The organism is Schumannella sp. 10F1B-5-1, from assembly GCF_006517535.1.
Lineage (GTDB): Bacteria > Actinomycetota > Actinomycetes > Actinomycetales > Microbacteriaceae > Schumannella.
This window is the reverse complement of the sequence record NZ_VHQH01000146.1, coordinates 1-225: the sequence shown is the minus strand read 5'-3', so window position 1 is coordinate 225 and position 225 is coordinate 1. Positions and strand designations below refer to the sequence as shown.

Here is a 225-nt window from a genome sequence, read left to right as displayed (position 1 = left end):
CGAGCGCGAGTCCGCGGAAGATGAGCAGGCCCGCCAGCGTCACGATGAACGCCGGGATGCCGACGAAGGCGATCCAGAAGCCCTGCCAGACGCCGACGAGGGCGCCGATCAGCAGCGACAGGGCGATCGAGAGCCACCAGGGCAGGCCCCAGTGCACCGCGAAGACGCCCGAGCACGCGCCGACGAACGCGGCGACCGATCCGACCGAGAGGTCGATGTGGCCGG

At 71.1% G+C, this 225-nt stretch carries 1 pseudogene; it reads right to left on the bottom strand.

Annotated elements, in window-relative coordinates:
- A pseudogene (locus FJ658_RS15240) lies at nucleotides 1–225 on the bottom strand (sugar ABC transporter permease); the annotation flags it as partial.